Origin of the sequence: Oceanimonas marisflavi (genome assembly GCF_003049725.1) — a bacterium.
Lineage (GTDB): Bacteria > Pseudomonadota > Gammaproteobacteria > Enterobacterales > Aeromonadaceae > Oceanimonas > Oceanimonas marisflavi.
Window position 1 is genome coordinate 1 of sequence record NZ_QAGM01000020.1, and the last position, 25,216, is coordinate 25,216.

General features: G+C 58.5%; 32 protein-coding genes and 1 pseudogene. 19 read left to right on the forward strand and 14 right to left on the reverse strand.

The window, feature by feature from the left end:
- Positions 1–363: 363 nt before the first annotated feature.
- From DA373_RS12295 to DA373_RS16575, 4 genes are all read left to right on the forward strand, one after another.
- Entirely contained in the window at positions 364–705 is a 342-nt protein-coding gene (locus DA373_RS12295) for a hypothetical protein (RefSeq protein ID WP_107852608.1), read from the forward strand.
- An 86-nt stretch (positions 706–791) separates the two neighbouring features.
- Positions 792–1,070 (forward strand): hypothetical protein, encoded by a 279-nt coding sequence (locus DA373_RS16335; protein WP_157953718.1) that lies wholly within the window; start codon positions 792–794, stop codon positions 1,068–1,070.
- Positions 1,054–1,509: an LPO_1073/Vpar_1526 family protein gene (locus tag DA373_RS12300; RefSeq protein ID WP_157953719.1), complete on the forward strand. Its 456-nt coding sequence runs from the start codon at positions 1,054–1,056 to the stop codon at positions 1,507–1,509. Before DA373_RS16335 ends, DA373_RS12300 begins: the two co-directional genes overlap by 17 nt.
- A gap of 101 nt (positions 1,510–1,610) precedes the next feature.
- Positions 1,611–1,790 carry a GDCCVxC domain-containing (seleno)protein gene (locus DA373_RS16575; protein WP_107852610.1) on the forward strand — a complete coding sequence of 60 codons (180 nt, stop codon included), beginning with the start codon at positions 1,611–1,613 and terminating at the stop codon, positions 1,788–1,790.
- A gap of 12 nt (positions 1,791–1,802) precedes the next feature.
- Here DA373_RS16575 and DA373_RS12310 read toward each other — a convergent pair whose 3' ends face one another.
- Entirely contained in the window at positions 1,803–2,936 is a 1,134-nt protein-coding gene (locus tag DA373_RS12310) for an ISAs1 family transposase (RefSeq protein WP_107852611.1), read from the reverse strand.
- Between the two features lie 270 nt (positions 2,937–3,206).
- Here DA373_RS12310 and DA373_RS12315 point away from each other — a divergent pair, with 270 nt between their 5' ends.
- From DA373_RS12315 to DA373_RS16635, 4 genes and pseudogenes are all read left to right on the forward strand, one after another.
- Positions 3,207–4,115: a M14 family metallopeptidase gene (locus DA373_RS12315; RefSeq protein ID WP_107852612.1), complete on the forward strand. Its 909-nt coding sequence runs from the start codon at positions 3,207–3,209 to the stop codon at positions 4,113–4,115.
- Positions 4,108–4,602, forward strand: coding sequence for a GNAT family N-acetyltransferase (locus DA373_RS12320; RefSeq protein WP_107852672.1), 495 nt, complete (start codon positions 4,108–4,110; stop codon positions 4,600–4,602). Before DA373_RS12315 ends, DA373_RS12320 begins: the two co-directional genes overlap by 8 nt.
- Position 4,603: 1 nt before the next feature.
- Entirely contained in the window at positions 4,604–4,996 is a 393-nt protein-coding gene (locus DA373_RS12325; protein ID WP_232821270.1) for a GNAT family N-acetyltransferase, read from the forward strand.
- 253 nt (positions 4,997–5,249) lie between these two features.
- Positions 5,250–5,549 (forward strand): annotated as a pseudogene (locus tag DA373_RS16635) (nuclear transport factor 2 family protein); the annotation flags it as partial.
- Positions 5,550–5,905: 356 nt separating this feature from the next.
- Here the strand turns inward: DA373_RS16635 and hisIE are convergent.
- The 9 genes from hisIE to DA373_RS12375 all read right to left on the reverse strand — a co-directional run bounded on the left by hisIE (position 5,906) and on the right by DA373_RS12375 (position 13,633).
- Positions 5,906–6,514, reverse strand: coding sequence for a bifunctional phosphoribosyl-AMP cyclohydrolase/phosphoribosyl-ATP diphosphatase HisIE (gene hisIE, locus DA373_RS12335; RefSeq protein ID WP_107852615.1), 609 nt, complete (start codon positions 6,512–6,514; stop codon positions 5,906–5,908).
- The gene (gene hisF, locus DA373_RS12340) at positions 6,507–7,280 is read right to left on the reverse strand and encodes an imidazole glycerol phosphate synthase subunit HisF (RefSeq protein WP_107852616.1); all 774 of its coding nucleotides are present in this window, start codon (positions 7,278–7,280) and stop codon (positions 6,507–6,509) included. Before hisF ends, hisIE begins: the two co-directional genes overlap by 8 nt.
- Complete coding sequence (gene hisA / locus DA373_RS12345; protein WP_107852617.1) at positions 7,262–7,999, reverse strand: 1-(5-phosphoribosyl)-5-[(5-phosphoribosylamino)methylideneamino]imidazole-4-carboxamide isomerase; 738 nt, start codon at positions 7,997–7,999, stop codon at positions 7,262–7,264. Before hisA ends, hisF begins: the two co-directional genes overlap by 19 nt.
- On the reverse strand, positions 7,999–8,589 hold the full coding sequence (gene hisH, locus DA373_RS12350) for an imidazole glycerol phosphate synthase subunit HisH (protein WP_107852618.1): 591 nt from the start codon (positions 8,587–8,589) through the stop codon (positions 7,999–8,001). The genes hisA and hisH overlap by 1 nt, the downstream gene beginning before the upstream one ends.
- Positions 8,586–9,656 (reverse strand): bifunctional histidinol-phosphatase/imidazoleglycerol-phosphate dehydratase HisB, encoded by a 1,071-nt coding sequence (gene hisB, locus DA373_RS12355; RefSeq protein ID WP_107852619.1) that lies wholly within the window; start codon positions 9,654–9,656, stop codon positions 8,586–8,588. The genes hisH and hisB overlap by 4 nt, the downstream gene beginning before the upstream one ends.
- Positions 9,657–10,715 (reverse strand): histidinol-phosphate transaminase, encoded by a 1,059-nt coding sequence (gene hisC / locus DA373_RS12360; RefSeq protein ID WP_107852620.1) that lies wholly within the window; start codon positions 10,713–10,715, stop codon positions 9,657–9,659.
- Positions 10,712–12,004 carry a histidinol dehydrogenase gene (gene hisD / locus DA373_RS12365; protein WP_107852621.1) on the reverse strand — a complete coding sequence of 431 codons (1,293 nt, stop codon included), beginning with the start codon at positions 12,002–12,004 and terminating at the stop codon, positions 10,712–10,714. The genes hisC and hisD overlap by 4 nt, the downstream gene beginning before the upstream one ends.
- 3 nt (positions 12,005–12,007) lie before the next feature.
- The gene (hisG, locus tag DA373_RS12370; protein ID WP_107852673.1) at positions 12,008–12,904 is read right to left on the reverse strand and encodes an ATP phosphoribosyltransferase; all 897 of its coding nucleotides are present in this window, start codon (positions 12,902–12,904) and stop codon (positions 12,008–12,010) included.
- Positions 12,905–13,429: 525 nt separating this feature from the next.
- On the reverse strand, positions 13,430–13,633 hold the full coding sequence (locus DA373_RS12375) for a CsbD family protein (protein WP_107852622.1): 204 nt from the start codon (positions 13,631–13,633) through the stop codon (positions 13,430–13,432).
- 409 nt (positions 13,634–14,042) lie between these two features.
- Here DA373_RS12375 and DA373_RS12380 point away from each other — a divergent pair, with 409 nt between their 5' ends.
- From DA373_RS12380 to DA373_RS12390, 3 genes are all read left to right on the forward strand, one after another.
- Positions 14,043–14,195: a DUF3309 family protein gene (locus DA373_RS12380; protein ID WP_019933689.1), complete on the forward strand. Its 153-nt coding sequence runs from the start codon at positions 14,043–14,045 to the stop codon at positions 14,193–14,195.
- Between the two features lie 78 nt (positions 14,196–14,273).
- Positions 14,274–14,834, forward strand: a complete 561-nt coding sequence (locus tag DA373_RS12385; RefSeq protein WP_107852623.1) for a lipid-binding SYLF domain-containing protein — start codon at positions 14,274–14,276, stop codon at positions 14,832–14,834.
- 65 nt (positions 14,835–14,899) lie between these two features.
- A complete protein-coding gene (locus DA373_RS12390) occupies positions 14,900–15,088 on the forward strand; it encodes a Thivi_2564 family membrane protein (protein ID WP_019933687.1) in 189 nt (62 codons plus the stop codon).
- Between the two features lie 232 nt (positions 15,089–15,320).
- On the opposite strand, the gene DA373_RS12395 is transcribed toward DA373_RS12390, so the two are convergent.
- The gene (locus DA373_RS12395; protein WP_107852624.1) at positions 15,321–15,680 is read right to left on the reverse strand and encodes a hypothetical protein; all 360 of its coding nucleotides are present in this window, start codon (positions 15,678–15,680) and stop codon (positions 15,321–15,323) included.
- On the opposite strand from DA373_RS12395, the gene DA373_RS12400 reads away from it, so the two are divergent.
- Positions 15,679–16,527, forward strand: coding sequence for a BON domain-containing protein (locus DA373_RS12400; RefSeq protein ID WP_107852625.1), 849 nt, complete (start codon positions 15,679–15,681; stop codon positions 16,525–16,527). The genes DA373_RS12395 and DA373_RS12400 overlap by 2 nt on opposite strands.
- 59 nt (positions 16,528–16,586) lie before the next feature.
- Here the strand turns inward: DA373_RS12400 and DA373_RS12405 are convergent, their stop codons facing one another.
- Positions 16,587–17,309 carry a Crp/Fnr family transcriptional regulator gene (locus tag DA373_RS12405; protein WP_107852626.1) on the reverse strand — a complete coding sequence of 241 codons (723 nt, stop codon included), beginning with the start codon at positions 17,307–17,309 and terminating at the stop codon, positions 16,587–16,589.
- 511 nt (positions 17,310–17,820) lie between these two features.
- Here DA373_RS12405 and DA373_RS12410 point away from each other — a divergent pair.
- The 7 genes from DA373_RS12410 to rnd all read left to right on the forward strand — a co-directional run bounded on the left by DA373_RS12410 (position 17,821) and on the right by rnd (position 24,033).
- Positions 17,821–19,059 (forward strand): porin family protein, encoded by a 1,239-nt coding sequence (locus DA373_RS12410; protein WP_107852627.1) that lies wholly within the window; start codon positions 17,821–17,823, stop codon positions 19,057–19,059.
- 8 nt (positions 19,060–19,067) lie between these two features.
- Positions 19,068–19,208 (forward strand): hypothetical protein, encoded by a 141-nt coding sequence (locus DA373_RS16340; protein WP_157953720.1) that lies wholly within the window; start codon positions 19,068–19,070, stop codon positions 19,206–19,208.
- Between the two features lie 87 nt (positions 19,209–19,295).
- Positions 19,296–20,027: a ZIP family metal transporter gene (locus DA373_RS12415; protein WP_107852628.1), complete on the forward strand. Its 732-nt coding sequence runs from the start codon at positions 19,296–19,298 to the stop codon at positions 20,025–20,027.
- A 97-nt stretch (positions 20,028–20,124) separates the two neighbouring features.
- Positions 20,125–22,035, forward strand: coding sequence for an ATP-dependent DNA helicase (locus tag DA373_RS12420; RefSeq protein WP_408635782.1), 1,911 nt, complete (start codon positions 20,125–20,127; stop codon positions 22,033–22,035).
- Positions 22,036–22,041: 6 nt separating this feature from the next.
- The gene (gene tsaB / locus DA373_RS12425) at positions 22,042–22,722 is read left to right on the forward strand and encodes a tRNA (adenosine(37)-N6)-threonylcarbamoyltransferase complex dimerization subunit type 1 TsaB (protein WP_107852630.1); all 681 of its coding nucleotides are present in this window, start codon (positions 22,042–22,044) and stop codon (positions 22,720–22,722) included.
- Positions 22,723–22,731: 9 nt separating this feature from the next.
- Positions 22,732–22,878, forward strand: a complete 147-nt coding sequence (locus tag DA373_RS16345; protein WP_157953721.1) for a hypothetical protein — start codon at positions 22,732–22,734, stop codon at positions 22,876–22,878.
- A gap of 60 nt (positions 22,879–22,938) precedes the next feature.
- Entirely contained in the window at positions 22,939–24,033 is a 1,095-nt protein-coding gene (rnd, locus tag DA373_RS12430) for a ribonuclease D (protein ID WP_107852631.1), read from the forward strand.
- Between the two features lie 62 nt (positions 24,034–24,095).
- On the opposite strand, the gene minE is transcribed toward rnd, so the two are convergent.
- Positions 24,096–24,374, reverse strand: a complete 279-nt coding sequence (gene minE / locus DA373_RS12435) for a cell division topological specificity factor MinE (RefSeq protein ID WP_107852632.1) — start codon at positions 24,372–24,374, stop codon at positions 24,096–24,098.
- Positions 24,375–24,377: 3 nt separating this feature from the next.
- A complete protein-coding gene (gene minD, locus DA373_RS12440) occupies positions 24,378–25,190 on the reverse strand; it encodes a septum site-determining protein MinD (protein ID WP_107852633.1) in 813 nt (270 codons plus the stop codon).
- Positions 25,191–25,216: the final 26 nt, after the last annotated feature.

Consider the following 25,216-nt stretch of genomic DNA (forward strand, 5'->3'; position numbering starts at 1 on the left):
GCTTGAAATGCTCTTTAAAGGCGTCGAGAGACATGGATTCAGACCTAAAAAGTAAGCATAAGATCACAGCCGGATGACTGCGTCAACCACCTATATTTGTTCAATAAACGTTCACGATCTCGCCCTGAATTGAAGGGCTTGCTTGATGAAGATGTAGATAACGAGTAAAGCTGTGTAGATAGTGAGCATGCTCATTTTGATCACGGAGTAGTTGCTCTAAAAGAGAGGAAATGATCGTATATCAGGGCGTTATGAAATTTACCGAGAGCGGGTGTCTGAACATATATGAGCACGCTCACTATTAAAATGTTAGGCTTCATGTCGACAATTTCGTAAGTTCACAATTATTGAAAAGGACAAGTTATGAGAATTGAAGAAAAAATCTTAGATTATCAATTGGAGCACGGAGTTTTTGATAATGCAAAATTTGCGGGGGCTGAAGGAATTGCTAAACGTGCAGTAACGCAAGGTTTTAGTACGTTATCTCCCAAACAAAAAACGGTACTTGCTCCTTATCTTTCAAAAACATGTTCAGGTGTCACGGATCCAGGAGGACATCATAATAACTGTTCTGCTAAGTTAGAAGGTGAGGCGCTTTTAGATGCATATCACCGATGTGATGATGCAGAGTTTTTAGTTTGCGACAGTTGTGATAATGAAGAGGGTTATTATGCCCGTCAATGGGACAGAATATCCCGAGAATAGAGCCTAACAAGGCCAGCCAGCAGGGACGCAGTAAACTGCGCCCCTGCTGGCAGCGTTATAAATTTCTCACATAAATTTGGAGCCTTATGATCAAAGTCAAGAAAAGAATGGTTCAAGCAACCTTGGCCTTGTTGAACGTTGCATTGGTCACTTCATGTGCATCCGTAAGTGTTAATGAATACCCAAATATTACAATTAACAAAGAAAAGAAAGTAGAAACTATTAAATTCACCCATTCACAATCTTCTAGAAATGAAAAGAGTGCTGCATGCGTGCTTGAGAATGTTGAGAATAAGGAAATTCCGATAGAGGTTGGTTGCAGAAAGGATACAATCATCAGCAGAGTCAATGTTATCTATGGCTAGTAAGATGGCATGTGATGCCATCTCATACACGACACCCAATCAGCTAACTATCCTCGGGCTACTTGCAAACGTTCTTTATATTCAACCTAACGGTCTTATTCACGAGTCCCAGCATATGCCTTGGCTGCAAGCAAGGCTGGCTCCATTTTTGAGTGTCAATCCAAACCATATGGACTATACACACTTGGAATCGTTGTCTTGCCTGAAATTCGAACCCTTTATCACAAGGGATCTGTCTCAAATCCTTAATCAAAAAATGGGCAATGGTTTTAATTACGAACAATTCAAGACAAGCCAGCTAGGAGAAAAGATGTTGTCCGTTTGGGAGGGGGGATCACTTAAAAGCTGTCAACTTACATCTGTGGGGCAAATACTTGGAATGATGGTCAGTGACCAATATGTGGGTGGCAAAACCAGCATGTCAGGCTGGGGAGCATAATCCCTTCTAACAAGGCTATCAAATTCGCTCCCTGCGGTCGCCGGACGCTCGCAAGCTCGCGCCGTTTATGGCGGCGTTAGTCCTTAAAATAAAGGTGAATTATGAAACCCAAATTCATATCTGAGGTAACATGCCCAAAGTGCGGTCACAGGGAAACGGAGACCATGCCAGAGGATGCTTGCCAGTATTTTTATGAATGTAAAAACTGCAAAGCCATGCTTAAACCCAGGCATGGCGATTGCTGTGTATTTTGTTCTTATGGAGATACACCCTCAGGGTGAGAGCATGAGTGATTATTTTTTGCCCAGCGAAGCCAGCCCGGCAATGAACACTTTCTCCAGGTAAGCGCTGTTCATGCTCACCATCTTCTGTTTTCGCCGGATACTGGCCTTCTTCGAGGTGTCAGCGCGGAGCATATTCAGGGCCATATGCCGGAAGCCAGCGAGGATTTCGGCAGCATTGCCGCGATAAATGGGGCAAGCATCTTCCTTCATTGAGACGTCCAGAACCCAGTGCAGACTATTTTCAATGCCCCAGTGACCACGAACCGCTGCGGCAAACCGAGCTGTGTCCAGCGCTGCTGAACTGATGTAGTAACGATACTCCAAAGACGGCGTGCCTGACTTACCCTGGCGATAGCCGATGGCAACGCCCAGTGTCGTCATGCCCGCCCATTCGGGAAACTCGTTACGCAGCACATCCGCTGGCAGAACATGGTACTCCCGGGCTTCGATACGGCCATGCCCCTGCTCGATGGTGACGTTTTCCGGATTGATTTCCGCGCTGTGTACCGGGCGAAGCTCACGCTGCACAGCCTGATGCAACCGCTCCTGGTTGTCTTTTACTGCCAGCAGGTAATCGCCGCCCTGGTTGATAATGGCCTCTGCAATCTTGGTCTGGCAGCCCATGGCATCAATAGAAACCAAGCAGCCGTTGATATCCAGCAGGCTTATCAGCGCGGGGATGGCCGTGATTTCATTGGATTTGGCCTCGGTTTTCAGTTGCCCCATGACGACCTTGTTATCGACCGCAAAGGCACTGACCATGTGGATGGCTGAGCACCTGTCCTCACGGTCATAGGAGCCCCGTAAGGTTTTGCCATCAATGGCAATCAGCTCATGGCCGGTCCGCTCATTGACCGATTGTGCCCACTGAATAAAACACTGTTGGAACTCGGCCGGGTCAAGGGCGGAGACGATACGGGCGATGGTGTCATGAACCGGCAAGCCATTGGGAAACAGGCCTTTACTCTGAAACCAGTCGAGGTGTGCCTCACCGAAGTCTTCGATGTCCTCCCACCCTTCGGCACCGGCGATGACGGCACAGACCGTCAGGAACAGCACATCGAACAGCGGGTAACGGATTTTGGCCGTCTGGCGGGGATCTTTCAGTGCAGCAAAGTACTCGGAAAAGGCATCCAGGCTCATAGTCGTACTCCCAAAAGGGAGTATAAGATCACAAGTCGATCAGCGGGTCAAATCACCCCATACTGGTCATAAAACGTTCATGATCTTGCCCTGGATACACCCTGTCCTCCGGTACAGCGGGGCCAATCGTGTTGTTAATTGGAGATTGGCTGTGTGATGACATACTTTGCTGAGTTTACGTCAGCGTTCGTTGCGCTTTGTCGGCCCTGATTGCGACCCCGTTTGCACCTGATAGAATGCCCGAAAGCATTGATTACCCGGAGACATCACATGAATACCTATCCCATTGGCACTCCCAATACCCCCTGGGGCGAGGCGGAGCGCGCCGCGTGGCGGGCACTGCAGCGCCGCCAGCGCAGTTATCAGACCGAAGTGCTTACGGTAATTGAGCGCCTGCGCTCGCGCTTTGAGGTGCAGTCCTACGACGAGCTGAATTACGGCGATGAGCGTTTTCCGCTGATGGCTATTCGTAACCACTGGCAGCATGATTTGCCGGTGGTGCTGGTCACCGGCGGGGTGCACGGTTATGAAACCAGTGGGGTGCACGGGGCGCTGCAGTTTGTGGAGCAGCATGCCGGGCGTTATGCCGGCCGGGTGAATCTGCTGGTGGCACCCTGTGTCAGCCCCTGGGCTTATGAGCGTATTCATCGCTGGAACGCCAACGCGGTGGATCCGAACCGTTCGTTCAGGGAAAACAGTCCGGCGGCTGAGTCGGCAGCATTGCTGCAGCTGGTGGCGCCGGTGCGTGAGCAAGTGTTGCTGCATATCGATCTGCACGAGACCACGGATACCGATGAAAGCGAGTTCCGCCCGGCGCTGGCAGCGCGGGACGGCAAGCCCTATGAGCCCTGTGGCATTCCCGATGGTTTTTATCTGGTGGATGACAGCGAACAGCCGCAGCCTGAGTTCCAGCAGGCGGTGATAAAGGCAGTGGAGGAGGTGACGCATATTGCCCCGGCGGATGACAAGGGCGAGATCATCGGCTCCCCCGTGGTGGCTAGAGGCGTGATTGAATATCCGCTCACAAAACTTGGCCTGTGTGCCGGCATCACCAATGCCCGCTACAAGACCACCACGGAAGTGTACCCCGACAGCCCCCGTGCTACGCCCGAACAGTGCAATGCCGCTCAGGTGGCGGCGGTGTGTGCGGCCATTGATTATGCGCTGGCCCATGATTAAGCCCATTACACGTTCGGAGTTTGAATCCTTCTGGCCCGAGTTCTTCCGGGTGATTCAGGCGCAGGAGACCTACGTCTTTGCGCCGGATATGAGCCTGGAGCAGGCGTATGAGTTGTGGTGCGAGCTGCCGCTGAAGACCTTTGTGTATGTGGAGCAGGGGGAGGTGCTGGGCTCTTATTACATCAAGGCCAATGCCGCCGGGCCGGGCAGCCATGTGTGCAACTGCGGTTATATGGTGTCTGAGCAGGCCAGAGGCAAGGGCATTGCTCAGGCGCTGTGCGAGCATTCCCAGCAGCAGGCGCTGGCCCTTGGCTTTAAGGCCATGCAGTTTAACAGTGTGGTGTCCACCAACGAGGTGGCGGTACGGCTTTGGCAAAAGCTCGGCTTTGATATTGTTGGCCGGGTGCCCAGGGCGTACCGGCATGCACGGCTGGGGTATGTGGATACCTTTGTGATGTACAAATGGCTGGCTGACGATGCAGGTTGAAGTGTTAACCATTGAAGAAGTGCTGCCGGTGCGCCATGAGGTATTGTGGCCGAACGAACCGGTGGCATTTTGCCGTGTGGCGGAAGACGATGTCGGTGAGCATTTTGGCGTGCGCCAAAACGGAGAAGTGATTTGCGTGGCCTCGGTGTTTTTTGAGGGGGACACGGCGCGGCTGCGCAAATTTGCCAACAGCACCGAGTGCCAGGGGCAGGGCGTTGGCTCTGCGGTGCTTGAGTTTTTGATTGAGCATTTGCGTGCAAGAGGCGTGCGGGTGTTCTGGTTTGATGCTCGGGCCTCGGCCCTGGATTTTTATCAGCGGTTTGGTTTTGCGGTGGAAGGAGAGCGGTTTTACAAGCATGGGGTGGCGTATTATCGCATGAGCCGGGTGTTGTAAGAGTTTTTAGTTTGTATTTTACATAATGCTTTGTGGTGCGAATTTTTATCTGATGCACCGGGTGAGCCTGAGGAATGGATTCCCGTCTTCGCGGGAATGACGCACTTTACCGGGCATGATGGCCGGAACTCCCTCTTTCTATAATTATTGAACAGGATCGCGCTCATTCCTTGGGGAAAACGGCGTTGTGCCGAGAAGAGATTCGGCTCAAGGAGGTGGTCATGGTGGATGAAGCGGTACGCAGGTATGTGAAGCGTTTTCTGAAGGTCGGCTTGAACCCTGTCTGCCACACCTGGATGCTAACGTCAGGTGGGAGGTGATCGGGCAGAAAACCATTGCCGGGCTCGGTTCCGTGCAGGCGTTCTGTGCTCAGATGACGGAGCAGGGGGCCCCCAACTTTCGGAATGAACACATTACTGTTGGAGCACATTCGGTCGTGGTCGAGGGGCGGGAAGTCGATGGTGACGTGAGATACTGCGATGTTTACCACATTAAGAAGGGAAAGATCGTTTACATCCATTCGTATTGTATTTGCCCAGGCAAGGATGTCTGAATTGGTATGCGTTCCCACGCGGGGCGTGGGAACGAGAAAAGCGGTGCAAGGAGCTGATTGAGGAGGGAGCGGGGTGTCTGCTTCACGACCGATCAAATGCCATGGATGGCATTTGCCGAACGCCCCACGGAAGGGCTTGAAGCGTGTCGTGAAGTAGTGCCCCGTGGCCGACGATGGTGCACGGTATTACAGACGGTTTGCGGGATTTCAGGCGGCGGGGTGGCCGGGGGAAGTGTTGGGATTCGCTGCGCTCATCGCCAACCTGCGGTTAATTCGTTGATTTTGAATAGGTTGCCCCAATAAATTGGGGCGTACAGGCGTACTAAAAAGCCGGGCGTGAAACCCGGCTTTGCAAGTTACTTGCTGTGGCGCTCTTTGAGTTTGGCCATGATGTCGGCTAGTTGCAGGCCTTCCTGCTGCAGCAGCACGGTGAGGTGGTAGAGCAGATCGGCAGATTCATTCACCAGCTCGTCCTTGTCGTGCACGGTGGCGGCCAGCGCGGTTTCCACGCCTTCTTCACCCACCTTCTGGGCAATGCGCTTGGTGCCGCTGGCATACAGGCTGGCGGTATAGCTGGACTTGGGATCGGCGCCCTTGCGGCTGGCGATCACCTGTTCCAGCTCGGCCAGAAAGGTCAGGGCCGGGGCCTGTTGCTCGTTAAAGCAGGACACATTGCCCAGGTGGCAGGTGGGGCCCACCGGCTCGGCCATGACCAGCAGGGTGTCGCTGTCGCAGTCGGTGCTGATGTCTTTCAGTTTCAGCACATGGCCGGAGCTTTCGCCCTTGGTCCACAGCCGGTTTTTGGTGCGGCTGAAAAAGGTCACCTGGCCGGTTTCCTGGGTTTTGGCGAGGGCATCCTGGTTCATATAGCCCAGCATCAGCACCCGGCCGCTGTGGCTGTCCTGCACAATTACCGGCATCATGCCGTCCACCTTGTTCCAGTCCAGCTTGTTGGCATCAATCACGGATCACCACTCCTTCCTGCTTGAGATACTGCTTGAGCTCACCCATGTTGATGATACCCTTGTGAAACACCGAGGCGGCCAGTGCGCCGTCCACGTCTGCTTCCAGAAACGCATCACGAAAATGCACCATTTCGCCGGCACCGCCGGAGGCGATCAGCGGCACGTTGCAGATGGCGCGCACCTTAAGCAGTTGCTCAATGTCGTAGCCCTGGCGCACGCCGTCCTGGTTCATCACGTTCAGCACAATTTCACCGGCGCCGCGTTTCTGCACTTCTTCCACCCAGTCAAAGGTGTTCCAGCGGGTCACCTGGGTGCGGCTTTCGTCACCGGTAAACTGGTGCACCTGATACTGGCCGGTGGCCTCGTCATAGTAGGAGTCGATGCCCACCACGATGCACTGCACGCCAAAGGTGTCGGCCAGCTCGGTGATCAGCTCCGGGTTGGCCAGGGCAGGGGAGTTGATGGAAATCTTGTCGGCGCCAAATTCCAGAATGCGCGCCGCGTCTTCCACCGACTTGATGCCGCCGGCCACGCAGAAGGGAATGTCGATCACTTCCGCCACCCGGCTTACCCAGCTCTTGTCTACCACTCTGTCCTGGCTTGAAGCGGTAATATCGTAAAACACCAGTTCGTCGGCGCCCTCGGCGGCGTAGCGCTCCGCCAGCGGAACGATATCGCCGATGATCTCGTGATTGCGGAATTTTACGCCCTTGACCACCTGGCCGTCTTTTACGTCCAGGCAGGGAATTATGCGTCTTGCCAGCATGCGATGGCCTCCTTGACGGTGAATTTGCCTTCCAGCAGCGAGCGGCCCAGGATCACCCCGGCCACGCCGGTGCCCTTGAGGGCGTCGATGTCGTCGATGTTGCCGATGCCGCCGGAGGCCTGCCACAGAATGGTGGGGTAGCGGGCGGCCAGCTCACGATACAGCGCCACGTTGGAGCCAGTGAGGGTGCCGTCCTTGGAGATGTCGGTGCACAGCACATGGCACAGGCCCGCGGGCAGGTAGTGCTCGAGCAGGGATTCAATGGTAATGCCGCTGTCTTCCTGCCAGCCGGCGATGGCGATTTTCTTCTCACCGTCGGCGGTAATGTTGATGTCGAGCGCCAGCACAATGCGGTCGGCGCCGTATTGCTTGAGCCAGCCGGCCACCATTTCCGGGTTTTTCACCGCGGTGGAGCCAATCACCACCCGCTGGGCGCCGATGTCGAGCAGGTCTTTCACGTCCTGCTCGGTGCGAATGCCGCCGCCAATCTGCACCGGCACCGGCGTGTTTTCAATCAGGCTCCTGATCACTTCAAGCTGGCGCTCGCTGCTGTTCTTGGCGCCGTCCAGATCCACCAGATGCAGCTGGGTGGCCCCTTCGGCCACATACAGATCAAAGCGCTCCTGGGGTGAAGCGGTGTATTCGGTTTTTTGCTGGTAGTCGCCCTGATACAGGCGAACCACTTTTCCACCGATCAGATCGATTGCAGGGATAATCATTACAGCTCCAGAAAGTTTTTCAGCAGTTGGGCGCCGGCGGCACCGGAGCGCTCCGGGTGAAATTGCACACCAAAGAAGTTTTCCTGGCCAATGGCGGCGCTGAACGTCTGGCCGTGCTGGCTGGTGGCCAGGGTGTATTCACCCACGGGCACCGCGTAGGAATGCACAAAATAGAAGAAGCTGCCTTCGGGAATGTCCTTAAACAGCGGGTGCTCCGGCATGGGGGTGATCTGGTTCCAGCCCATGTGGGGCAGGCGCACGCCGTCGCCTCCCTCCATGTGCCGGCACTCGGCATCCACCTTGCCCAGGCAGGCCACATCGCCTTCTTCCGAGTGCTTTACCAGCATCTGCATGCCAAGACAAATGCCCAGCACCGGCTGCTGCACCTGGTCGAGCAGTTCAATCAGGCCGCGGTCGGCCAGGTTTTTCATGGCCTCTTTGGCGGTGCCCACGCCGGGCAGCAGCAGCTTGTCGGCGGCCAGCACCACGTCCGGGTCGCGGCTCACGGTCACCTCATAACCGAGGCGCTCAATGGCATAGCGCACGGAGGAGAGGTTGGCGCAGCCGGTGTCGATAATGACTGTTTTCACAAAACCCCCTTGCTGGACGGCAGCTCATTGCCTTCCACCCGAATGGCCTGGCGCAGGGCGCGGCCAAAGCTCTTGAACACGCTTTCCACCATGTGGTGGGTGTTGTCGCCGGTCACCTTGAGGTGAATGTTGGCGGCCAGGCTGTCGCTCAGGGAGCGGAAGAAGTGCGGCACCATTTCCACGGTGAGATCGCCGGCCTTGGGCTGCTTGAATTCGCCTTCAAACTTCATGTAGGGGCGGCCGGAAAGGTCCAGGGTCACCGCCGCTTCGCACTCGTCCATGGGCAGCACAAAGCCAAAACGGCCAATGCCGCGCTTGTTGCCCAGGGCCTTGCGCAGGGCTTCACCCAGAGCCAGGGCGGTGTCTTCCACGGTGTGGTGATCGTCAATATGCAGATCCCCTTCCACCGCCACCTTCAGGTGAAAACCGCCGTGGGTGGCGATTTGATCCAGCATGTGATCAAAAAAGTGCAGGCCGGTGCTGATTTGGCTGCCGCCGGTGCGGTCCAGATCCAGCTCCACGCGAATGTCGGTTTCCTTGGTGGTGCGGGTCACCTCGGCGGTGCGGCCGCGACAGGTGAGCCTGGCCACAATTTCGTCCCAGCCCAGGTTGTTGTGGCCGTAGTGCAGGCCGGGCAGGCCCATGTTCTCGGCCAGCTGCATGTCGGTGTGGCGGTCGCCAATGACCCAGGAGTCGGTAAAGTCGATTTTGCCCTGCTGCAGGTAGTCTTTCACCAGCCCCAGGCGCGGCTTGCGGCAGGCGCAGTCATCGTGCTGAAAGTGCGGGCAGATCAGCACATCGTCAAAGCGCACGCCCTGAGAAGTGAAAATCTGCATCATCAGGTTGTGGGGGGCGTCAAAGTCTTCCTGAGGGAAGCTGTCGGTGCCCAGGCCATCCTGGTTGGTGACCATCACCAGCCGGTAGCCGGCGTTTTGCAGGGTCAGCAGCGCCGGAATGGCGTTGGGCAGAAACGCCAGTTTGTCGAGGCGGTCCAGCTGCTTGTCGACCGGCGGCTCTTCCACCAGGGTGCCGTCGCGGTCAATAAAAAGAATACGTTCCTTAGACACTTATTGCTCCTTTTGCAGTACGTTCAGTACCGCGTCCATCTCGGCACGGCTGCCGATGGTAATGCGAATGCAGTCGGCCAGTCCCGGCTTGCTTGCAAAGTCGCGCAATATGATACCGGCCCGGCTCATGCGGGCAAACATTTCGCTGCCCGGGGCAAAGCGTACCAGCAGGTAGTTGCCATTGGGGGCGAACACCTCTTTCACCTGGTCGTGCTGCTCAAGCTGGCCGGCCAGCTCGGTTTTCAGGCGGTTGATCTCGTCAACCCGCTGGCGCATCAGCACCAGGCCCTGTTCGCTCAGGGCCTGGGCGGCAATCTGGGCCACCGGATCGGGCACCGGGTAGGGGGCGATGACCTTCAGCAGCAGGCCAATCACCTCGGGGCTGGCCAGGGTAAAGCCGCAGCGAATGCCCGCCAGACCAAAGGCCTTGGACAGGGTGCGAATGATCACCAGGCCGTCGTAGTCGTTGAGCAGCTCTGCCTGGCTGTGCTCGGGGCAAAACTCGATATAGGCCTCGTCCACCACCACCAGGGCGCGACCTTTGGCGGCGTTCAGCAGCCGCAGCAGGCCGGCTTTGTCCACCAGATCGCCGGTGGGGTTGTTGGGGGAGCACAGAAAGACAATCTTCACCTCGTCGAGGCGGGCGATAATGCCGTCAAAGTCCGGCTGGCGCGCGCCGGTGAGGGGCACTTCCACCACGTTCACGCCGTTGGTCTCGGCGCTGATGGCATACATGCCGTAGGTGGGCGGGCAGATCAGCACGCTGTCCTGCCCCGGCTCGCAAAAGGTGCGGATCAGCAGCTCAATGCCTTCGTCGCCGCCGCGGCTTACCAGCACTTGCTCCGGGCTCACGCCGGCATAGGCGGCATAGGCGTTGATCACCTGGGGCGGCTGGCATTCCGGATAGCGGTTCAGCCGCTCGCAGTTCAGGCTGAACTCGCCGCTGTCGGCCGCCTCGTTGGCGTTCAGCCACACATGGCCCTGGCCGCCAATGCGCCGGGCGGACTGGTAGGGGGTCAATTGCTGCACTTTGGCCCGGGCCAGTTGGGTAAGGCTCATGCTTGTTTCTCCAGTTTCGCCAGGCGCAGGGTCACGGCGTTTTTGTGGGCATCCAGGGTTTCGGTGGCGGCCAGCAGCTCCACTGCCGGGCCAATGGCACGCAGGCCTTCGGGGCTCAGCTCCTGCACCGTATAGCGGCGCTGGTAGTCGGCCAGCCCCAGGCTGGAATAGGTGCGGGCATAGCCGTAGGTGGGCAGGGTGTGGTTGGTGCCACTGGCGTAATCGCCCACCGACTCCGGGGTCCAGGCGCCGAGAAAGACCGAGCCGGCGTTTTTCAGGCTCGGCAGCAGGGCGCGGGGGTTATCGGTCTGTACGATCAGGTGCTCGGGAGCGTAGGCATTGGAAATGCGCGCCGCCTCGGCCAGATCGGTGCAGATAAAGGTACGACTTTCACCCAGAGCCTGGCGGGCAATGTCGGCGCGGGACAGCTCGGCCAGCTGGCGCTCAAGGGCGTCGTCCACTCGTGCCGCCAGGGCGCGGCTCGGGGTGACCAGAATCACCTGGGAGTCGGGGCCGTGCTCGGCCTGAGACAACAGATCCGAGGCGATAAAGTCGGCGTCGGCACTGTCGTCGGCGATTACCAGCACTTCCGACGGGCCGGCGGGCATGTCGATGGCGGCGCCGTCTACATCGGAAGATACCTGCTGCTTGGCCTCGGTCACCCAGGCATTGCCCGGGCCGAAGATCTTGTCCACTTTGGTGACGGTCTCGCTGCCATAGGCCATGGCGGCAATGGCCTGGGCGCCCCCAAGGGTATAGATGGCGTCCACGCCGCAACGTTTGGCGGTATAGATGATGGCGTCGTTGATGGGCGGCGGCGAAGCCAGCACCACCCGCTCGCAACCGGCCAGGCGGGCCGGAATGGCCAGCATCATCACGGTGGAGACCAGGGGAGCGCTGCCGCCGGGCACATACAGACCGACTTTTTCTATCGGCTGAAAGTGCAGCTCGCAGCGCACGCCGGGGGCGGTGTCCTGCACCACCGGGGTGGGCAGCTGGGCGCGGTGAAAGGCCCCAATATTGGTGATGGCCAGCTCAATGGCGGCCTTGAGCTCATCGCTTACCCGCTCAACCGCGGCGGCGATCTCCGCCTCGGTCAGTTCAAGGGTGTCGCGCTCGGCTCGGTCCAGAGTACGGGTCAGCTCGAGCAGGGCGGCGTCGCCCCCTTCGCGCACTTGGCTGATAATGTCGGCCACCTGCGCCTCGCGGCCGCTCTGCGCGAGAGCGGGGCGGCGCAGGGCGGCGGCCTGCTCGGCGGCACTCAGTCGGTTCCAGTCCAGGGTGTTCATGGCTTACTCCATCATCTTCTCAATGGGCAGAACCAGAATGGATGACGCGCCCAGGGCCTTGAGGCCTTCCATGGTTTCCCAGAACATGTCTTCGCTGCTCACCATGTGAATGGCCACCTGGTTGGTCTCGCCCGCCAGCTGCATAATGGTGGGCCGCTCGGCGCCGGGCAGCAGATCGATCACCTGCTCCAGCTTGTCCTTGGGGGCGTGCAGCATGATGTATTTGCTTTCCCGCGCCTGTTGCAGGCCCTGAATGCGGGGCAGCAGTTTGTCCACAATTTGCTGCTTGCCGGCGGGCAGGGCGTTGCCGCTCTGGATCAGCACCGCCTTGGAGCGGAAGATGACGTCGGCTTCCACCAGGCCGTTGGCTTCCAGGGTGGCGCCGGTCGACACCAGATCGCAGATGGCGTCGGCCACGCCGGCGCGGGGCGCCACTTCCACCGAGCCGTTCAGCATCACGCTCTTGAACTTCACGCCCTGCTGGTCCATATAGCGCTTCAGCAGCCAGGGGTAGGAGGTGGCAATGCGCTTGCCTTCCAGGCTTTTAGGGCCCTGGTAGTCAAAGTCGTCGGCAACTGCCAGTGACAGCCGGCAGCCGCCAAAGTCGAGGCGCTTGAGCTCGGTGTAGTCGGCAGATTCACCGGTGGCCTGGCGCTCCATCAGGGTCTCTTCCAGCACGTTTTCACCCACCACGCCCAGATCCACCACGCCGTCCATCACCAGGCCGGGAATGTCGTCGTCCCGCACCAGCAACAGATCGATGGGCATGTTTTCGGCGTGGGCGATCAGTCGCTGCTCACGCAGATTGAGCTTGACGCCGCAGCCCTTGAGCAGCTTCTGGCATTCCTTGCTCAGGCGACCGGATTTCTGAATCGCAATACGAAGACGGGTTTTATCCAAAGTCATGATCGGTGTTCCTTGTTGCTGATTTGAGTCCTGAAACGAAAAACCCCCGAAAGCCAAGCTTCCGGGGGTCGATAATTCTGTCCTGCTGGAAGCCGCCAAGCGCAAGGTCTTCCAGAAAAAGCATTCTGAAAGACTAGTGTGGATGATGATGGTGATGCTTGGCGGTGTGCAGGAAGTTCATGATGCTGTATTCGGCTCGTTCAATTCGTTGAAAACGGATTCACCTTAACAACTCGCGCCGGTTTTGCCAACCCCGTAATCGGAGAAACTTGACGGGGGACGACGGTGGTCTTATGGCGGGCAGGGGCGGAGCGACAGAATTTTGGAGACATGCGCTGCATTATTGTTATTTATAGTGATTTTACTCTGCCCTGGTGGATGCTTATAGCGTTTAATATTGAAAATGTTGAATTTGATCCCAGCGGCGCCGGCCCTCATTGAGTGTTCCCATGAATGGATGCGGGGCTGAGTGGTTTGGGGCTTGTTGTCCCGGGGAGGCTCGGGACGGTGCTGTTCAGCTCAGTCTTTGTTTTGCTCTTCAAAGTCCTTGATCTGCTGTTCGGCTTCATCCTTGCTGATGCCGTAGGTTTCCTGGATCTTGCCTGCCAGCTCCTGGCGTTTTCCGGCGATCACGTCAAGGTGATCATCGGTCAGCTTGCCCCATTGCGCCTTGATCTTGCCCTTGAACTGCTTCCAGTTGCCTTCCACGATATCCCAGTTCATATGTAACTCCTGTGTCTAGGGCCGAGGCCGTCGTCATGCCGGTTCATGTCAGCCTCCAGTGACGGTGCTGCCGGTCGTCTTTCTGATGCAAAGACCCATGTTAGTCACGGCGACCTCCCATGGATGGCATCCGATATCGGGTTCAGGTTATCCATTCGGGCGGTCCCCGTCTGTACTTTGACGCACATAACCCCGGAACAGGTCGGGGCGGTCCGTGTGCGTTAACGAACAGACGATGTTTTCCGTGAGAGTAAAGTGGGAGTCAGGTGATGATGACCGAGTGCCATGCTGGCAGTTCTGTTATCGGTATCACCCGAACGGCGTGGCAGGCAATGTCCGTCGCTGCGCCCGCAAACGGGGTTCGGCATCTGCCGACATCCTTGTTGGTCACCTGTCGGGAGGCATCGCTATGGGTACCATTCTGTTAATTCTGCTGGTCTTGCTGTTGATCGGCGCTATTCCAACCTGGCCTTACAGCCGTAATTGGGGCTTCGCTCCGAGCGGGGTACTGGGGGTTGTGCTGGTTATTGTGGTGGTGTTGCTGTTGCTGGGGCGGATCTGACCGCAAGCACTACGACACTGTGGAAGCCATCGTTATGGCTCGTGACGGTGGGGGATGTTATGTGAAGGAGTAATGATTATGTACAGCCTACAACGCAATGTGTTCGCGCTCATCCTGGCGGCGGCTTTCTTCGTCCTGCCGGCGGTGAATAATCAGGCCGTCGCGGCCACTGCGGAAGATCTGGACAGGGATTCCCGTCAGGCGCTGCAGACCCTGTATCGCACCGAACCTATCGCCGAGAGCTTTTCGCACACGGCCAAGGGGGTACTGGTATTCCCGAATATGGTGAAGGCGGGGCTGGTGTTTGGCGGCAGCTATGGTGAAGGCGTGCTGATAAAAGGTGACTCGACCGTCGATTATTACAACTCGGTTTCGGGATCCTGGGGGCTGCAAATCGGTGCCCAGACCTATGGCTATGCAGTGTTTCTGATGACAGAGGAGGCAGTGAGCTATGTTGAAGATACCCAAGGCTGGGAGCTGGGTGTCGGTCCCACCGTGGTGGTGGTGGACGAAGGGGTCGCAAAAAACCTGTCGACCTCGTCCCTGCAACATGATGCCTATGCGTTTATTTTCAGCCAGCAGGGGCTGATGGCGGGACTCAGCATAGAAGGCACCAAGATTTCTCGTATCAATCGGTAGACTGGCCCTGATGGTAGCTTTTATACCAACAGGCTATACCGGATTTATCTCACAGGAGAGTCCTCATGCCGCTTATTAACCTGGTTATCGTGCTGATTGTGGTGGGGGTTCTGCTTTGGCTGGTTAACGCTTACATTCCAATGGATCGCAAGATCAAAAATATCCTTAATATCGTTGTCGTTATTGCCGTGGTCATCTGGCTGTTGCAGGCGTTCGGCGTTCTGGGCGCCCTGGACGGCATACGTGTCGGCTGAGGCGATCGAATAGTAAAATTCACATGCGCCCTTGGGGTCACCAGGCCCTGGGGGCATTTTCCTCGTCCCTGGTCTGCCAGCCCATCCTTTACATTCATCAGATGCAGTTTAGCAAGTATTTCCCGTTATGCGCGACAACGTACCGACGCCGTACCGATTCTCTGTCATTGTTACCTTGTAGCCAGCCCGCAATATCGCGGACGGTCAACACCCCGAGGTTATTATGGACAAGTCACACAAACCCAATCAGCCCAACCAACCCGAGCAGCCCGGCAAAAAAACGGCTCCCCAGGATCCCCAGCAACAGCGCAAACTGGGCGAAGAACAACAAGAACCCCGTAAAGCGCAGGGTCAGCAAGAGCCGCAAGCGCAGGCACAGGGCCAGCAAGAGCCCAAGCAGCAACGCCCTGAAGCCAAGAAATAGAAGCCGATAAATAGGTCTCAGGGCGGTACCAGTCCATGGACGGACCGGATGATAACGCCCTGCGATCGCCAACCCCGGCCATGCCGCCTCGGCGGCGTGGCCGGATCCGGTAGCGGAACACAGGCTTTCGTCAGGCTTTCGTATTGGTTTATTCCGGAGAAAGGCCATGCATATTTTCCATATGCAGTATCAACAGTTGAAATTAATGATGGCACTGGGCGGGCTACTGCTGCTCGCCGTTTTCAGTGCCTCGCTCGGCGCACAAACCCAGACCCGGCCCTATGAAATGTCCGATATCAGGATGGAAACCCAGATTTGGACCACCTATATCCTGAGCCCCTATTTACGGGCCAACGATCTGCAGGTAACGGTGCAAGACGGCGAGGCCACCCTCACCGGCGTGGTGGACGAGGCCGTCAATAAAGAGCTGGCCGAGCAAATTGCCTTGGGGGTGAAGGGGATCACCTCCGTCAACAACGATATCCAGGTGAAGGCGGGTTATGCGCCGCTGGCGCCGACCGGCGCGCGCAGTTATGGCGAGCGGGTCGATGATGTCTCCATGACCGCGGCGGTCAAGTCTAAGCTGTTGTGGAGTAAGCATGCCGACGGCCTGGCAGCGGAAGTGACAACCGAAAGAGGCAAGGTCACACTGAAGGGAGCGGCCGGCAGCGCCGAAGCCAGGGAATTCGCCGGCCGACAGGCCGCGAGCACACGCGGCGTAGTGGGCGTGAACAACCAGCTGCGGATAGATCCGAATATCACCAAAAACGAACCCAAAGAGGCAGAAAAAGGAGCCGGACACGGGATGTCCGACAGCTGGATCACCATGAAGGTGAAGGCGACCTTTATGTATTCCAGCAATGTCAGCAGCTCCGATATAGCGGTTACCACGGAAGACGGCGTGGTCCATCTTAGTGGCAAGGTACACAGTGGCGCGGAACGGGCGCTGGCCATCGAACATGCCCAGAATATACGTGGGGTCAAGAGTGTCGAGGCCAAGGCGCTCACTTTTTAACCCCATGACGCGCTAGTCGGGGGGCCGTCGTGCAATCCGGTTCGGGGCACGGCGGTTTTTTATGAGCTGGTCGGCGACATGGCCAGCAGACGGTCGGTTTCCTTCTTGACCACGGCATAGCATTCGCAACTGAGTTGTTCCAGCTTGGTGCGGTCCAGTACCGTGATATGGCCGCGCTGGTATTGGATGACGCCGAGCTGTTGCAGCTTGCCGGCGGCGAGGGTGACCCCTTCCCGCCGTACCCCCAGCATGTTGGCTATCAGCTCCTGGGTCATGGTCAGGCGGTTATCCGGCAACCGGTCCAGGGACAGTAGCAGCCAGCGGCATAGTTGCTGATCGACCGAATGATGGCGGTTGCATACTGCCGTCTGGGCCATCTGGGTGATCAGTGCCTGGGTGTAGCGCAGCATCAGCAACCGCATGGTCGCATCACGATTGAATTCTTCCTTGAGCCGCACGCTGGCCAGCCGGTAGGCGTGGCCGGCGCTTTGCACCAGTGCCCGGCTGGGAGTGCTTTCGCCCCCCATAAAGACGGCAATACCAATGATTCCCTCGTTACCAACCACCGAAATCTCTGCCGATGCGCCGTCCTGCATTACATAGAGCAGCGAAATGATGGCATCGGTGGGAAAGTAGACGTAACGTAGTTGACTTCCTGATTCATACAAGACCTTTCCCAATGGCAGCGACACCAACTCGAGAAAGGGAAACAGGCGTTCCTTGACTTCGTCGGGTAAGGCGGACAGCAGATGATTCTGCGCAGGGGTGGGGGAGTTGGACATTTCAGCCTCCATGAGATCGGCAGTCATTGACTATTCGCTCATAGATGAAGATAGCGCAACCTCGCTTGGCGAGCAGGTGAATACTTTTTACTCGAATGAATCTATTCGAAAATAGACTGCCCATCCGCTGCTCCGCTGCGCCTTGGCATTCATGCCTGGATTGGGGATTGGCTATGAAACCCCGTATCTTGCCCGCAAACTCAACTGCCATGTGGCAGATTGCTGATATTGCAGATTAAATGAATAAATATTCAGTTAGCGCCGGTGTAATATGCTTTTTAGACGCAAGGGAGGAATGAAGATGCCGCAGCGGTCCATGGTGCTTTACAGCGGGATTGACTAAGGTTAACAGGCAAGCTGTTGTTTGAAAAACAACCGATCCAGGGAGGGAGGTTAACCACTAAAGGAAGAATCACTCTGCTGCCTGTTACCAGCGGCTTCATTCCTTCCGGCGGGTCTTTCCTCGCCGTGATGAAGCCGGTATTCGGTGCCAGGCAAAAGGAGAATCATCATGGCCTATCAAAGAACCATGTTGGCAGCGGCCATTGCCTGTGCCCTTGCCGGCACATCCTCCCCGGCGCTGGCCGACACTCAGGAGCTGGAGCAACTCAAGCGCCAGCTGGGTACCCTGCTTGACCGGGTAGAGCAACTTGAAACCAAAACCCGCGATGCCGAAGCTCGTGCGGCCGCCGCCGAAGCCCGGGCCGGGCGCGCCATGCCGGCGGCAAAACCCACCGCAGTGCACTCCGGTAACGAAAAAATACGGGTCAATGTGTCCGGGCATGTTAACCGGGCGTTGCTGGCGGTGGACGATGGTGAGGAAACCGAGCTTTACCATGTGGACAACGACAGCTCTTCAACCCGGTTAAGGGTGATCGGGGAAGGGGACGTCAGTCCCGAGCTGACGGTGGGTACCGCCATTGAGGTGCAGCTCGAGTCCAACTCCTCCTTTGCCGTCAGTCAGGACGACGAGGCTCCCGGCGGCGACACCCTTTCCCTTTCCGACCGCCGGCTGGAGGTGTATTTCGATCACGACCGGCTGGGCAAGCTGTGGGTCGGTAAGGGCTGGACCGCCAGTGAAGACAGCTCGGAGATGGATCTGTCGGGTACCGCCCTGGCCGGTTATTCCTCCACCGCCGATATTGCCGGTGGCATCAAGTTCCGGGATGAGTCCGGTAATCTGAGCAGCAACACCGTGGGCGACAGCTTTATCAACCTGGATGGTCTGGGCCGCCGGGACCGCCTGCGTTACGACACCCCCACCCTTGGCGGCGTTCGCCTGGCGGTGAGCGCGGTGGAAGACAGCGCCTGGGATGCGGCCCTGAACTATGCCGCCGACTATAACCTGGGCAAGCTGGCCGCCGCCGTGGCCTATTCGGATCAGGAAAGCAACGACGGTCAGGTAAACGGCTCGGCGTCGTTTCTGCATACCAGCGGGGTGAGTGTCACCCTGGCCGCCGGTGAGCGTGACAGCGGTGAGCAGGATCCCAATTTTGTCTACGGCAAGCTGGGTTATCAGAACCAGTGGTTCAGCGCCGGTAACACCGCCATGTCGGTGGATTACCATGTCGCCAATCACGCCGATCAGCGCAGCGACAAGGCCACTTCGGTGGGGGTGCAGATGGTGCAGAGTGTCGACGACTGGGCCACCGAGCTCTATGTGGGCTACCGCAATTATGATCTTGAACGCGCCAACGAGCCGCTGGACGATGCCAATGCCCTGATCGCCGGTGCCCGTATCAAGTTCTAGGAGTGTGCATGAAAACAGGCATTGTGCTGATGGTGCTGTTACTGGGCGGCTGCGGTGGCACGCCGGCCAGCTATCACAGTGAGCGGGAAATTCCCGAAGGACCGGGTCTGCTGACCGGCGAGGACGGCGTTTACCAGTACCGGCGCTGAAAGCGGTGAAGGGCGGGGTGCATTATGGCTTTCGCAGTGAGGCTGTGATAACAAGAGGTGACCAATTGGATTCATTCGGGAGCCTTTATGCTGGACATTCTCATTATGCTGGTGCTGACCCTGGTGGCAGGCATGGCCATGCCTGCCGGTGCCCTGCTGGCGCGTATTGAGCGTATTCACCCCAACTGGCTGGAAAACGAATTTCGCCATTCGGTGGTGGCCTTTGGTGGGGGGGCTTTGCTTTCTGCGGTGGCGCTGGTGCTGGTGCCGGAAGGCGCCGCCCGGCTGCAGGCGGGCACGGCGGCGCTGTGCTTTGCCGGCGGCGGGCTGGCGTTTATGGTCCTCGACATGCTGCTCTATCACCTGAAAACCCGTGCCGGTCAGCTGGCGGCCATGCTGTCGGACTTTATTCCCGAGTCGCTGGCGCTGGGGGCCGCCTTTGCCTATGGCAGCAAGAGCGGCGCCATATTGCTGGCGGGGCTGATGGCACTGCAGAACCTGCCGGAAGGCTTTAACGCCTACCGGGAGCTGTCTGCAAACGCCAGGCCCGGCAACGGCCGGGGGTGGGCGGTGAAGTCCTTTGTGCTGATGTCTATGCTGGGGCCGGCGGCGGCGCTGGCGGGCTATTTCTGGTTGTCGGCCAATCCGCCGCTGGTCTCCGGCATCATGCTGTTTGCCGCCGGCGGCATTCTCTACTCGGTGTTTCAGGACATTGCTCCCCAGGCGGTGCTGAAGCGGCACTGGGCTCCCCCCATGGGCGCTGTGCTGGGTTTTCTGCTGGGCATTCTCGGCCACATGATGATCGGCCACGGTGCCTGAGTACGCTGCACGGAATAAAACGGTATAGCGCCTGCCGCCCGGGACCGGCTTTTGGTATTATTTGCGTTTTAGCAACGGAAACACCGCCGTGGATCCCATCGACAGCAGCGCACTATTCAACCCCGAGGGGCCCCTGGCTCAGGCGATAGAGGGCTTCAGCCCCCGTGCTCCCCAGGTGGACATGTCGGCGGCGGTAGCGCAGGCGCTGACCGATCGCATTCCACTGGTGGTGGAGGCGGGTACCGGTACCGGCAAAACCTTTGCCTATCTGGCGCCGGCCCTGGCCGCCGGCAAGAAGGTGGTGGTGAGCACCGGCTCGCGCAACCTGCAGGAGCAGCTCTACCACCGGGATCTGCCCACTCTGGTCAAGGCACTGGACTATGCCCAGCCGGTGGCCCTGCTCAAGGGCCGGGCCAACTACCTGTGTATCGAGCGCCTGGGCCGGCTCAATGACGCTGTGCCCGGGCTGTCATCCGAGGCGCTGGCCGATTTGCAACGGGTAAAACGCTTTGCACCGCTCACCACCACCGGGGACGTGGGCGACATTCCCGGCCTGCCCGAGCGCAGCGAGATCCTGCCCCTGGTCACCAGTACCAACGACAACTGTGCCGGCCGTGACTGCGCCCACTATCAGGACTGTCATCTGGTCAGGGCCCGCAACCGGGCCCTTGAGGCGCAGGTGGTGGTGGTGAATCATCATCTGTTTTTTGCCGATATGGCGGTGCGCGATACCGGCTTTGGCCAGCTGATCCCCGATGCCGAGCTGTATATTCTCGATGAGGCCCATCAGCTGCCCGACATCGCCGGCCAGTATTTTGGCCAGAGCCAGTCCAGCCGCCAGATGACCGACTTTGCCCGGGATCTGCGGCTGGCGCAAAAGACCGAGGCCAAAGACATGGCCCAGCTTGTCAAGGCGGCGGATCAGCTGGAGCGCAATGCCCAGGATTTTCGTCTGGCCTTTGGCCTGGACACCGGCCGGGGCCAGCTCAGATCTGCCCTGGCGCGGCCTGCGGTAGCCCAGGCCCTTGCCCGGCTGACCGACAGTCTCGGCTTTACCCATGAGGTGCTGAAGCTGTGTCTGGGGCGGGGTGAGCAGCTGGATCAGTGCTTTGAACGGCTGATTGGCCTGCGCACTCAGCTGGAAACGCTGACCCGGGTGGAGGAAAACGGCTATTCCTTCTGGTATGACTGCAGCCGGTTGCATGTGACCCTGCACAAGACCCCGCTGTCGGTGGCCGAGCGCTTTGCCGCCGAGCTGGCGCGGGAACAAACCAGCTGGGTGTTTACCTCCGCCACCCTGGCCGTGGGGGCCAGTTTTGAGCACTTTTGCGCCGATCTGGGACTCACAGAGTGTCGCACCTTGCAATTGGACAGCCCTTTTGATTACCCTCGCCAGTCGCGCCTGTGCGTGCCCCGCTATCTGCCCGAAACCAGCGGGGCAGGCCGGGGACGGCAGCTGGCCAACAGCCTGCTTGAGACCATAGCGCGGGTGCCCGGTGGCACTTTCTTTCTGTGCACCAGCTATCAGGTGATGCGGGAGGTGGCCGAGGTGCTGCGCGCCCGTCTGGATCGCACCGTGCTGATGCAGGGAGAAGACAACAAGGTGCGGTTGCTGGAGCAGTTCAGCCAGGACGGCCAGGCCGTGCTGGTGGCCACCAGCAGTTTCTGGGAAGGTATAGATGTGCGCGGCCGCGCCCTGCAGTGCGTGGTGATCGACAAGTTGCCTTTTGCCGCCCCCGACGATCCCTTGCTCAGTGCCCGGCTGGAAGACTGCCGCCGCCGGGGCGAAGATGGCTTTGCCCGGGTTCAGCTGCCCAGGGCCATTATTACCCTCAAGCAGGGGGTGGGCCGCCTGATCCGCGATGTGGAAGACAGAGGCGTGCTGGTGATCACCGATGCACGCCTGGTAAACCGGGCCTATGGCGCCGACTTTATTGCCAGCCTGCCGGCCATGCCGCGCACCCGCAGCCTGCCGGCGCTGAATGAATTTTTGTCAAATCTGGAGTAATCACCCATGAGCCTGTTAATGGCCATTGATACCGCCACCGAAGCCTGCTCCGCCGCCCTGTGGCAGGATGGCGCCATTCTCAGCCGCTATCAGGTGGCGCCCCGGGGCCATACCGAACTGATTTTGCCCATGGTGCAGGAGCTGCTGGACGAAGCCGGAGTGACCCTGTCCCGGCTTGACGGCCTGGCCTTTGGCCGTGGTCCCGGCTCCTTTACCGGCGTGCGCATTACCCTGGGAGTGGCCCAGGGGCTGGCCTTTGGCGCCGATCTGCCCTTGTTTGGCATATCCAATTTGCAGGCGCTGGCGCAGGGGGCTCATCGCCATACCGGCTGCAACCGTGTACTGTCTGCCATCGATGCCCGCATGGGCGAAATTTATGTGGGCGGCTTTGAGCTTGAAAACGGCGTGATGATGGAAACTCATCCGGAGCAAGTGCTGGCGCCGGATGAGTTTCTTGCCGCCGGCGATGAGCGCTGGCAGCAGGGCGCCGGCAGCGGCTTTGTCACCTATTCTGAACTCACCAGCCGGGTAAATGCCCTGTGCGAGGCGGTGCCTTTTCCCGAAGCGCGCGACATGCTGCCCGCCGCGTTACGGGATCTGGCCGCCGGCAAGGGGGTCAGCGCCGCCGAGGCCAGGCCGGTATACTTGAGAGACAAGGTAACCTGGCAGAAGCTGCCCGGTCGCTAAGGAGTCGGGGTGACCATATTCTATTCGTTTACCCGGGAAGAAACGCCGCTGATGTTTCCCCAGCGGCCCTATCACCGTACCCGTCAGTGTACGCGCCGCCGCCAGCGCCAGCGTCAGCGCCTGTTGCGCCAGTGGCACCGGCAGCGGCGCCGGTAAGCGGCGTTAACTTATTTTTTCAGGCCCGGCATAATTCGGGCCATGCCAGACAGAGTCCGCATGACTTATACCATTATTACCGATAACCAGACTCTGGCGGATTTCTGCCAGACCAACGCCAGCGTACTGGCGATAGACACCGAGTTTGTTCGCACCCGTACCTATTATGCCCGTCCGGGCCTGTATCAAATTAACGATGGTGAACGCACCGCACTGGTGGATCCGCTGGCGGTGACCGACATGAGCCCGTTGTGGCGGCTGCTGCATGATTCGGGCCGGCTGTGCCTGCTGCATGCGGGAGGCGAAGATCTGGAGCTGTTTCAGCACCAGAGTGGCGCCCTGCCGGCCAGGGTGCACGACACTCAGCTGGCCGCGGCCTTTCTTGGCCTTGGCACTCAGCTGGGTTTTGCCCCGCTGGTGGAGCAGCTGCTGGGTGTCAGTCTCGACAAGGCCCACGCCCGTACCGACTGGCTGGCCCGGCCCTTGTCGGCGGCCCAGCTCAGCTATGCCGCCGATGACGTGATTTATCTCTATCCGCTGTATCAGAAACTGCATGAGCAGCTGGCGCAGAAGGGGCTGCTGGACTGGTTCGAGCAGGAGTGTGAGTGGGCGGTAAAACGCCGGAGTGTGAGCGTAAAGCCCGAGCTGGCCTATCTGGAAGCCAAGAACGCCTGGACCCTGGACCGGCAGGCTCTGGGCATTTTGCAGCGGTTGTGCGAATGGCGGCTGAATGAGGCTCGCAGGCGGGATCTGGCGGTCAACTTTGTGGTACGCGAGGCGCACCTGTTGCGGGTGGCCGAGCGGGCGCCACAAAGCCTGACCGATCTCAACCGGCTGGGACTGGAGCCCATGGAGATCAAGCGTCATGGCCAGACCCTGCTGGCGCTGGTGCAACAGGCGCTGGCGGCACCGGAAAGCTGGCCCGAGCCGGTACAGCGGCTGGTGGACTTTCCCGGCTACAAGGCCGAGCTCAAGCGCATTCGCGGCCTGGTGGAGCAGGCCGGCGAAGCATCCGGCGTGCCGGCAGAGCTGATAGCTTCAAAGCGGCTGATCCATCAGTATCTGAGCTGGAAGTGGCGGCTGGAAGAGAGCGAAGACGCTCTGCCGGCGCTGCTGCAGGGCTGGCGCGGCGAATTGCTGCAAAGCAGACTGTAATGATTATAAAAACGGCGCCGTGCAAACACAGCGCCGTTTTTATTTATTTTACCATCAACGTCTTACGACGCGGGTTTGTCATCCGGGTCGGGCAGCATGATGTTAAGCTCCAGCACCGAGAGGTTTTCGCCTTTCTGATCGAGCTGAACCGAGATCTGATCCAGATCGATATTTACATACTTGCGAATGACTTCCAGAATGTCCTGTTTCATCTGCGGCAGGTAGTCGGGGGTATCCCGCTGGCTGCGTTCATGAGCCACGATTATTTGCAGGCGCTCCTTGGCGAGCTTGGCGCTGCTCTGGTTCTTTCTTGAGCTGAAGAAATAGTCCAGTAGAGACATAAGTTAACTCCCAAAAAGTCGGCTGAAAAATCCCTTCCTTCCTTCTTCGAGGAAACGAAACTCCCGCTCTTCGCCCAGCAGGCGGGCCACGGTATCGGCATAGGCCTGACCGGCGTCGGACCCTTCGTCCAGGATCACCGGTTCACCGGCGTTGGACGCTTTGAGCACGGCCTGGGACTCGGGAATCACCCCCAGCAGCGGAATGGCCAGGATTTCCTGCACGTCTTCCACGCTCAGCATGTCGCCCCGGTTAACCCGCTCAGGGGAGTAACGGGTCAGCAGCAGGTGCTCCCGAATCGGTTCCAGGCCTTGTTCGGCCCGGCGCGACTTGGAAGAAAGGATCCCCAGAATGCGGTCGGAGTCGCGCACCGAGGACACTTCCGGGTTGGTGGTCACAATGGCTTCATCGGCAAAGTAGAGGGCCATCAGGGCACCGCTTTCAATGCCGGCGGGCGAATCGCAGATGATGTAGTCAAACCCCATGGTGGTGAGATCGTTGATGACCTTTTCCACGCCGTCACGGGTGAGGGCTTCCTTGTCGCGGGTTTGCGAGGCGGGCAGAATATAAAGCTGCTCCACCCGCTTGTCGCGGATCAGGGCCTGGTTAAGGTTGGCGTCACCATTGATGACGTTGACAAAATCGTAGACCACGCGGCGTTCACAGCCCATGATCAAATCCAGGTTGCGCAGACCGATATCAAAATCGATCACCACCGTTTTATGGCCCAGTTTGGCCAGACCGGTACTGATGGCTGCGCTGGATGTGGTTTTACCCACTCCTCCCTTTCCTGAGGTGACGACAATTATCCGTGCCATAAAGTGTGTTCCTAAGTCGAAATAAA